The 9,173-nt window shown below is 71.9% G+C and carries 7 protein-coding genes; 6 read left to right on the forward strand and 1 reads right to left on the reverse strand.

Going from position 1 to position 9,173, the window contains the following annotated elements; all coding sequences use genetic code 11:
- Positions 1–16: 16 nt before the first annotated feature.
- Complete coding sequence (locus PYR91_RS07490; RefSeq protein WP_279778473.1) at positions 17–1,537, reverse strand: MFS transporter; 1,521 nt, start codon at positions 1,535–1,537, stop codon at positions 17–19.
- A 71-nt stretch (positions 1,538–1,608) separates the two neighbouring features.
- Between PYR91_RS07490 and PYR91_RS07495 the strand changes: the two genes are divergently transcribed.
- From PYR91_RS07495 to PYR91_RS07520, 6 genes are all read left to right on the forward strand, one after another.
- Positions 1,609–2,337, forward strand: a complete 729-nt coding sequence (locus PYR91_RS07495; protein WP_279778475.1) for a TetR/AcrR family transcriptional regulator — start codon at positions 1,609–1,611, stop codon at positions 2,335–2,337.
- A gap of 71 nt (positions 2,338–2,408) precedes the next feature.
- Positions 2,409–4,022 (forward strand): PucR family transcriptional regulator, encoded by a 1,614-nt coding sequence (locus PYR91_RS07500; RefSeq protein ID WP_279778476.1) that lies wholly within the window; start codon positions 2,409–2,411, stop codon positions 4,020–4,022.
- 169 nt (positions 4,023–4,191) lie between these two features.
- Positions 4,192–5,670, forward strand: coding sequence for a phosphodiester glycosidase family protein (locus PYR91_RS07505; protein WP_279778479.1), 1,479 nt, complete (start codon positions 4,192–4,194; stop codon positions 5,668–5,670).
- 406 nt (positions 5,671–6,076) lie between these two features.
- Entirely contained in the window at positions 6,077–7,150 is a 1,074-nt protein-coding gene (locus PYR91_RS07510) for a hypothetical protein (protein WP_279778480.1), read from the forward strand.
- 124 nt (positions 7,151–7,274) lie between these two features.
- Complete coding sequence (locus tag PYR91_RS07515) at positions 7,275–7,625, forward strand: YciI family protein (protein ID WP_279778490.1); 351 nt, start codon at positions 7,275–7,277, stop codon at positions 7,623–7,625.
- Positions 7,622–8,866, forward strand: coding sequence for a DUF6596 domain-containing protein (locus tag PYR91_RS07520; protein ID WP_279778481.1), 1,245 nt, complete (start codon positions 7,622–7,624; stop codon positions 8,864–8,866). The genes PYR91_RS07515 and PYR91_RS07520 overlap by 4 nt, the downstream gene beginning before the upstream one ends.
- Positions 8,867–9,173 lie beyond the last annotated feature (307 nt).

Genomic DNA, 9,173 nt, shown 5'->3' on the forward strand with positions numbered 1-9,173 from the left:
ATAATTCAAGCACCGGTCAGGCCACGGGCTCGCGCCGGAGCTCGGCCACCGGAACGGCGCGCGGGCGCAACAGCACGAACGCGAGCACGCCCGCCGCGACGGTGAACGCGGCGCCCACCCACGCCCCGAACGACATCGCCGACACGAACGCCTCCTTCGCGGTGACCGCCAGACCGGCGTCGTCCAGCCTCAGCGCCTCGCCGATCGAGTCGCGGGCGGCGGCGGGCGCGCCGTCCGGCATGCGGGCGGTGTAGACCCCGGCGAGCACGCTGCCGAGCACGGCCACGCTCAGCGCCATGCCTGCCTGCTGCATGGTGTCGTTCAGCGCCGAGCCGACGCCGGCGTGCTCGGGCGGCACCGCCCCCATCAGGGTCGCGTACGCGGCGGGCCCCGCGAGGCCTCCCCCGACCCCCATGAGCATCAGCCCGGTGATGAGCATGCCGTACCCGTCGTCGATGCCGATGAGCCCGAGCACCGCGAAGCCGCCGGCGATCACCAGCAGGCCGGTGGCGATCAGCAGCCGATTGCTGACCCGCTGACCGAGCGCCGCCCCGACCCCGTTGAACACCGCGGCCGCGACGGCGTACGGCAGGAGCGCGAGGCCCGCCTGCAGGGGTTTGTAGCCCAGGACGAACTGCAGGTACTGCGTCAGCATGAGCAGCAGCGCGCCGGTGCCGAACGACATCAGGAGGATGGAGAACGACGACCCCCGGAAGTCGCGGTCGCCGAACAGCGACAGCGGCAGCATGGGATGCTCGCAGCGCCGTTCCCACAGCACGAAGCCCACCAGCGCCACGATCGCGACGGCCGTTCCGGCCAGGCCCGTGACCGACGTCCACCCGGCGCGCGGGGCCGCGATGACCACGTACACCAGGGCGCCCATGCCGACGGTGGCCAGCAGCGCGCCGACGGGGTCGACGGGGCGGGCGGGCGCGCGCGACTCGGGCATCAGCAGCACGGCGGCCACGACCGCGACGGCCGCGATGGGGATGTTCAGCAGGAACACCGAGCCCCACCAGTAGTGCTCCAGCAGGAAGCCGCCCACCGTCGGCCCCGCGATCACGCCGACCATCGCCACCGCGCTCCAGGCGGCGATGGCCTTGCGCCGCTCCGACTCGTCGAAGACGGTGATCAGGATCGACAGGGTGCTCGGCATCAGGAACGAGCCGCCGACGCCCATCAGCGCGCGAGCGCCGATGAGCTGCCAGGGCTCCTGGGCGGCCATCGCCACCGCGGACGCGCCGCCGAACAGCACCAGCCCGATGATCAGGAAGCGGCGCCTGCCGTACCGGTCGGAGAGGCTTCCCGCGGTGAGCAGCAGCCCGGCGAAGACCAGGATGTAGGCGTCGATGATCCACTGGATGTCGGCCGAGGTCGCCCCCAGGTCGCGGATCAGCGACGGGATGGCGAGGTTCAGCACCGTGTTGTCCACGACCAGGACGAGCAGGCTCAGGCACAGCACGGCGAGGATCCACCAGCGCCGGGGGTCCTTCCCGTCCTGCCCGTCCCGCTCTTCTCGTACAGCGTTCGAGTTCACTCGCACACTGTACGAGGGAAGCCGCACGATGTGCGAGCCGTTTTATCCTTGAGCGAACAAGGGAGCGAACGGTGCCAGACAAGTCATGGTTCACCACGGTCTGGGCGCGCGAGGCGGAGCGCCCGAGCGGCCGAGACCAGCCCGCGCTGAGCCGTGACCAGATCGTCCGAGCCGCCGTCGAGCTGCTCGACGCCGAGGGGCTCGACTCCCTCAGCATGCGCAAGCTCGCCGCCAGGCTCGGCTCGGGCGCCACGAGCATCTACTGGCACGTCGCCAGCAAGGACGAGCTGCTGGAGCTCGTGCTCGACGAGGTGTACGGCGAGGTCGCGGTCCCCGACCCCGCCGCCGTCGGCTGGCGGGACGCCGTCGCGGTGCTCGCCTACGGCCTGCGCGGCGCGCTGGTCAAGCACCCGTGGGCCATCACGCTGGTCTCCTCGCGGCCCGCCCTCGGCCCGAAGTCGCTGGCCGCCAACCACGCCCTGCTCAAGGCGTTGGAACTGGCCGGCTTCCCGCACACCACCGGCGACTACGCCGCCGCGGCCGTCCTCGCCTACGTCCTGGGCGCCACCACGCCCGAGGTCGCCTGGCTGAACACCATCGGCCGGTCGGAGGTCGCCACCGAGGAGTGGCTGAAGGCCATGAGGCCTCAGATCGAGATCGCCGCCGCCGACTACCCCGACCTGGTGTGCCGCCTGACCGACCTACAGGACGGCGACGTCATGGCCATGCGCCATCTCAGCTTCGACTTCGGCCTCGTGGCCCTGCTCGACGGCCTCGAAGCCCGGCTCAGGCAGGCATGAGGGCCGGAACCCGACACTGTGTCACGTAGGGGGCAGTCGAGTTTACACGGTGATTTACTAGGCTCGGACATATGCTACCGACCCTCGCAGATGTCCTCGCTTTGGACGCCGTCCGCCGGGGAAACCCCCGCGTGGTGGCCGGGTCCGACCGGCTGGACTCGCGGGTGCGCTGGGTCCACGTCGGGGAGATCAGCGACATCGCCCACCTGCTCCGCGGCGGCGAGCTGATCCTCACCACCGGAGTGGCCCTCCCGGAAGAACCCGACAAACTCGCCCAGTACATCGCCGAGCTCGCGGCCGTCGGCGCCTCCGGCCTGATCGTCGAACTCGGCCGCAGGTTCATCGACGAGATGCCGCGCGCCGTCGTCGAGTCGGCCGAGACGCACGGCCTGCCGCTGGTCACCCTCGCGCGCGAGACCCCGTTCGTGCAGATCACCGAGTCGGTGCACGCGCGGATCATCGACATCCAGCTCGAGGAGCTGCGCGCCTCCGACCAGCTGCACGAGGTGTTCACCGACCTGTCCGTCGAGGGGGCGTCCCCGGCGGAGGTGCTGATCCAGGTCGCACGCCTGTCGGGACGCCCGGCGCTGCTGGAGAACCTCGCCCACCAGGTGCTGGCCTGCGAGTCCGCCGACCGCGACACCGGCACCATGCTGGCCAACTGGGAGGCGCGGTCGCGGGCCGTCGCGCCCACCCAGCGCACCGCCTACGACGCCGCCTCCGGCTGGCTGGTGACGATGGTCGGCGCGCGCGGCCACGACTGGGGCCGGCTGATCCTGTTCCTGGACGCTCCGCCGGGCCCGCGCGACATCGTCCTGGCCGAGCGCGCCGCCACCACGCTCGCCCTCGGCCGGCTCCTGGAACGCCACCAGGAGAGCCTGGAACGCCAGGCGCACGGCACGATCCTCACCGGCATCCTCACCCACGCCTACGCCGACCCCGACGAGGCCGCCGCGCGCGCCCGCGCCGTCGGCGTGCCGCTCACCGGCCGCAACCTCATCAGCGTCGTCCTGCGGCTGACCGAGACCGAGACCACGCTCAACCTGCAGGCCCAGGCGCGGCTCGACGAGCTGGCCGAGGCGGCCGCCGCGGCCTGCCGCGACGCCCGGCTGCCCGCCCTCGTCGGCGCCCTGGACCAGAACCGCGTCGGCGTCCTGCTCCCCCTGCCGCCCCGGACGCTCGCCGAGGTGGCGCTGACCACGCTCGCCGAGCGGCTGCGCGCCGTGTTCCCCACCCCGTTCGTCCTGGCCGCCGGGTCGGTCGTCGAGTCCGTCAGGGACGTGCGGCGCAGCTTCCTCGAAGCCGAGCAGGTCGCCGACGCCGCCGCGCGGCAGCCCGACAGGCGGCCGTTCTACCGGCTGCCCGACCTGCGGCTGCGCGGACTGCTCCACCTGCTGCGCGACGACGCGCGGCTGCAGACCTTCGCCGAACGCGAGCTCGGCCCCCTGCTCGCCCACGACGCCCACCGGGGCGGCGACCTCACCGCCATCCTGCGGACGTACCTGGAGGCCGGCCGCAACAAGGCGGTCGCCGCCCAGCGCGCCCACCTGTCCCGGCCCGCCTTCTACGACAGGCTCCGCCGCCTGGAACGCGTCCTGGACACCGACCTGGACGACGTCGAGGCCTGCCTCTCGCTGCACGTCGCCCTGCTCGCCCTGGAGTCGTTCCGGCGGGAGATCCGCTGACACCCACCGGCCGGGAGACGAGGGCCGGCCGTCGCCCACCCGGGCACAGAACGGCAGATGACCGACAAAGCGGTTACATTCTCGTAGACGTTGGCGTGTTCCCCCCCGCCGGGCGTGTCCGCTCCAAGACCATGGTGCATCAAGGAGTAGATCACCCCCAGGAGCCTTGATGCCACGTCGTCTCGCCGCCGGTCTCGCCGCCGTCACGCTCGCAACCGTCATGGCACCGGCGCCGGCGATGGCCGACCCCGAGGCCGCGTCGGCGCGCGCGGCGCTGCCGACGACGAACTTCCCGCTGGGACGGCCCGGCGCCGCGGCCCAGAAGCACAGGGCCGTCGCGGCCGGCATCGACCTGTTCACGCTCGACCACGGCACCGCCACCGAGGGGTACACCGTGTCGGTGCTGAAGGGCGGCAAGGACGTCTTCTCCGAGGAGGAGGCCGGCGCCCTGGCGCAGGCCGTGGAGGCGGCGGGCCTCACCGCCGGCGTCCAGCGGTTCACCCGTCCTGGCGTCGCCGACTACCCCGAGGCCGTCGGCCACATGGTCCGCGTCGGCCTGTGGGACCTCGACGATCGGGCCAAGGCGGCCAAGACCGTCGGGAAGCTCAAGGACGCCGGCATCAGCTCCAAGGTCGACTACCTCGGCGACGACGGCACCAAGACCACCGGCCCGTGGGACGTCCGCGTCCTCACCGTCGACCCCCGCGCCTTCAGGGGCTCCTACCACGCCAGCATCGGCACGAGCGTGGCCAAGCGCGAGACCCCGTCCTCGATGGCCAAGCGCGCCGGCGCGGTGGCGGCGGTCAACGGCGGCTTCTTCAACATCCACACCGAGAGCCACCTGCGCGGCGAGCCCGTCGGCGTGTCCGTGGTCGACGGCCGCCTGCTCAGCGAGGCCGTGGCCGGGCGCAGCGCGCTCGTGCTCAAGGGCCGCACCGCGCGCGTCACCGAGGTCAAGACCACGATCACCGCCAAGTCGGTCGACGGCGAGCGCACCGCCGTCACCGGCGTCAACCGCGTCGCGCGGGCCGACGAGCTCGTGCTCTACACCGAGGAGTACGGCGCCAAGACCCCCTCCGACGACGGAGCCGAGGCCGTCCTGGACTCCGAGGGCTCGGTGATCGAGCTGCGCCCGGCCGGGGGCCGCGTCAAGCCCGGCACCCGGGTGCTGCACGGCACCGGCATCATGGGCGACTGGATCTGGTCGCACGCGTGGGAGACCTGGAAGGTCGACATCACCTCCAAGGTCGTCGACCTGCGCACCGGCAAGGCCATCCCGCTCACCCCGGAGACCAGCGTCATCGGGGGCGGCGTCGGCCTCGTCCGCAACGGCCGCGAGCGCATCACCGCCAAGGCCGACGGCCACGCCAGCATCAACATGATCATGCGCAGGCATCCCCGCACGATCGCCGGCGTCACCAAGTCCGGCAAGCTGCTTCTGGCCACCGTCGACGGCCGCAAGCCCGGCGTCACGGTCGGCGCCTCGATGATCGAGGCCGCCCACCTGATGCTCTGGCTGGGCGCCCGGCAGGCCATCAACCTGGACGGCGGCGGCTCCAGCGCCATGGTCGTCAAGGGCAAGCTGGCCAACCGTCCCTCCGACGGCGCCGAGCGCCCCGTGGGCGACGCCCTGCTCGTCGTTCCCTAGTGTCCTAAAGCGGACACTCAACCTCCGCCGGTCGATCGAGGGCGATTCCGCCGCCTCGCGCGTGTGCCATCCGGCGGCACGCCGGGTTCGCCCCGCTGACGTGCACCTTGTCACGTCGGCCGCACCGCGGGCGTCCGTGCGGATGCCGTGACCTGCCGGTTTTCGGGCGGCCTGCCTACTCGGCCAACGACGGGCCGTTTGACCGGCGATGTCAGGCGGGGCCGGGGCCACCGGAACGGTTGGGTCTTCTCACCGCTGCCCCGCCGGGTTATCAAAAGCCGTAAGGGATGTGTGAGAACACGCTCCGCATCCCTGACCAGACCTCGCTCGCCGCCCCGGCGTCGCGGTCGCCTGCCCGTGTCCAGCCCCCCGAGCGCACGAGGACGCAATGCATCAGTTACGCAGAGTGATCATCAGAATGCTGTGCATCACCGCCCTGCTGGCGGCGGGCCTGACGGCGGTCGCGACCGCCGCCGGGGCCGCCGTGCCGAACCGGTGGGGGTTCGCGCACGTGAACGTCAACAACGGCGTCCCCGACATCGCCCGCCAGGCCGGGAGCTGGCCGGCCGGGCCGACGGTCACGGTCACCCCCGGCGGCATCGGCCAGACCTACGTGCGGTTCCCGCAGATCGGCATCCCGAGGGGCGGGATCGTGCACGTGACGGCGATCTCGCAGGAGGCCGTGTGGTGCCAGGTGCAGAAGTGGGGCCAGTCCGGTGCCGACGAGATCGTCGTGGTGCAGTGTTACCGCTACGGCGGCGCGGCGGTGTTCACGCCGTACAGCATCGTGTTCTCCGAGAGCTCCGGCCGGATGGCGCCGCCCGGCGCGTTCGGCTACATCCACTGGACCGGAAGCGCGATCGGCTCGACCTACAACTCCTCGGGCGTCGCGAACAACGTCGGGCCGACGGGCGTCGGGGTGTGGACCGTCACCCTGCCCGGCCTCGGATCCTCGACGATCGCCGGAAACATCCAGGTCACCGCGGTGAACCCCAGCGTGCCCGCCCGCTGCAAGGTAAGCGCGTGGGCGCCGATCGCGGCCGCCCAGCAGATCCAGGTCCGGTGCCACAACGCCACCAACGTGCCGCTCAACACCGGGTGGAACCTCACCTACCAGCGCGAGCGGGCGATCACCGGCGGGGTGAACCCGCCGAGGAACTTCGCCTACGTCTTCGACAACTCCCCGGCCAACCCCGGGCCGTACACCCCGGTGCCGCCGGCGATCACCTTCAACTCCCAGGGGTCGTTCAACGACATCATGTCGGCCGGGCTCGGCTTCCGGCTGGTGTCCTTCTACCAGGTCGGGGCGCTCCCGGACAACGTGCAGGTGACCGCCTTCGGCACCGGCCCGGAGTTCTGCAACCTCCTCACCCTGTGGAACACCTTCGGCGTGGACGTTCGGGTACGTGACGTCGTCTGCTACAACGCCGTCACCCGCGTCAACCAGCCGAGCTTCACCACCTACGTCTCGGCCCGCTGACGCGCTGGCTCCCTCCGGACGTCGAAGTCCGGAGGCGGGCTCCGACTCACCGGTGACAGGCGCCGGGGAGGACTGAGCCTCCTCCCCCGTAACCGTCCCGTGGGAGGAGCCCAGCGTGAAGTACATGATCATGCTCTACGCGAGCCCGGCGACCCGGGACGCCTTGTCCGCCGGCCAGCGCGACGAGGTGCTCCGGGACCACGACCGGTTCCGCGGCCTGACAGACGGGTCGGGTGAGCTTCTCGGCGCCGAGACGCTCGCCGACCCGTCCACGGCCGTCACCGTCCGGATACGCGAGGGAATCCCGACGGTGACGGCCGGCTCCTGCGGGGAGGCCGGGGAGCACCTCAGCGGCTACTACCTGGTTGACTGCGAGAGCCGGGAACGCGCGGTCGAGCTTGCCGCGCTCGTTCCCGCCGGATACACGGCGACAGAGGTTCGGCCGCTGATGAACCAGAACGGGACGGAGATGTGACCGGCGAGACCCACATCGAGGGCGTGCTGCGGGAGCTGGCACCGCAGGTCCTCGGCATCCTCATCCGCCGGCACGGCTGGTTCGACGCGTGCGAGGACGCCGTGCAGGAGGCCCTGCTCGCCGCCACCGTGCAGTGGCCCGGCGAAGGCGTTCCGGACAACCCCCGCGCATGGCTGATCACCGTGGCGACCCGCCGGCTCACCGACCAGTGGCGCAGCGACCACGCTCGCCGCCGGCGGGAGGCGACGATCACCGCGATGGACCTGGCCTCGGCGCCGTCGGAGCCCGGCCCGGACGAGGACCGGCCGGCCGAGCGGGACGACACGCTGACCCTGCTGTTCCTGTGCTGTCACCCCGCCCTCACCGGGGCCTCGCAGATCGCGCTCACGCTCCGGGCGGTCGGCGGCCTGACGACGGCGCAGATCGCCCGCGCCTTCCTGGTGCCCGAGGCGACCATGGCGCAGCGCATCAGCCGGGCCAAGCAGCGCATCAAGGGCGCCGGCACCACGTTCCACATGCCGACCGGCGACGAGCGCGCCGAGCGCCTGGGCGCGGTGCTGCACGTGCTCTACCTGATCTTCAACGAGGGGTACACGGCGACGTCGGGCCCCGACCTGCACCGCGAGGACCTCACCGCCGAGGCCATCCGCCTCACCCGCCTGGTGCACCGGTCGCTGCCCGGCGACGGCGAGGTGACCGGCCTCCTGGCGCTCATGCTGCTCACCGACTCGCGCCGCCCGGCGCGCACCGGTGCCGACGGGACCCTGGTGCCGCTGGCCGAGCAGGACCGCACCCTCTGGAACGCCGCGTACATCAAGGAGGGCGTGGCGCTCATCAGCGACGCCCTGGCGAACAGCCCCGTCGGCCCATACCAGCTCCAGGCCGCCATCGCCGCCGTCCACGCGGAGGCCGGACACGCGGACGACACCGACTGGCCGCAGATCCTCGCCCTCTACGTCCTGCTCGGACACGTCGCCCCGAACCCGATGGTGACGCTCAACCACGCCGTGGCCCTGGCCATGGTCGACGGCCCGCGAGCCGGCCTGGCTCTGCTGAAGACGCTGGACGACGACGACCGGGTGACCGCCCACCACCGGCTCGACGCGGTGCGCGCCCATCTGCTGGAACTCTCCGGCGACCCGGAGGCCGCCGGAGCCCACTACCGCCAGGCCGCCCGCCGCACCACGAGCCTGCCCGAGCAGCGCTACCTGGAAAGCCAGGCCGCCCGCCTGACCCGATAAGCGCGAGCCCTCCGTGGTGCACGGTCCCCTGATCGAGCCAGTCTGATCGAGCCCGTCACCGGAAACCGGCCGTCGCCCGAGTCGGCGACGTAGGCTCCGGCGGGAAAGGGCCGGTGAACGCGAAAGGGCCGCCCACACCGTGGACGGCCCTCAACACACGACAACGAACAGGAACAACGCGAGGGAGCCACCCACAATCCGTGGACGGCTCCCTCGCGTCACCTGTCATTCAAAATTTTGTCCGGCGGTGTCCTACTCTCCCACACCGTCCCCGGTGCAGTACCATCGGCGCTGGAAAGCTTAACTT

It is taken from the genome of Sphaerisporangium sp. TRM90804 (assembly GCF_029846175.1).
Taxonomy (GTDB): Bacteria; Actinomycetota; Actinomycetes; order Streptosporangiales; family Streptosporangiaceae; genus Sphaerisporangium.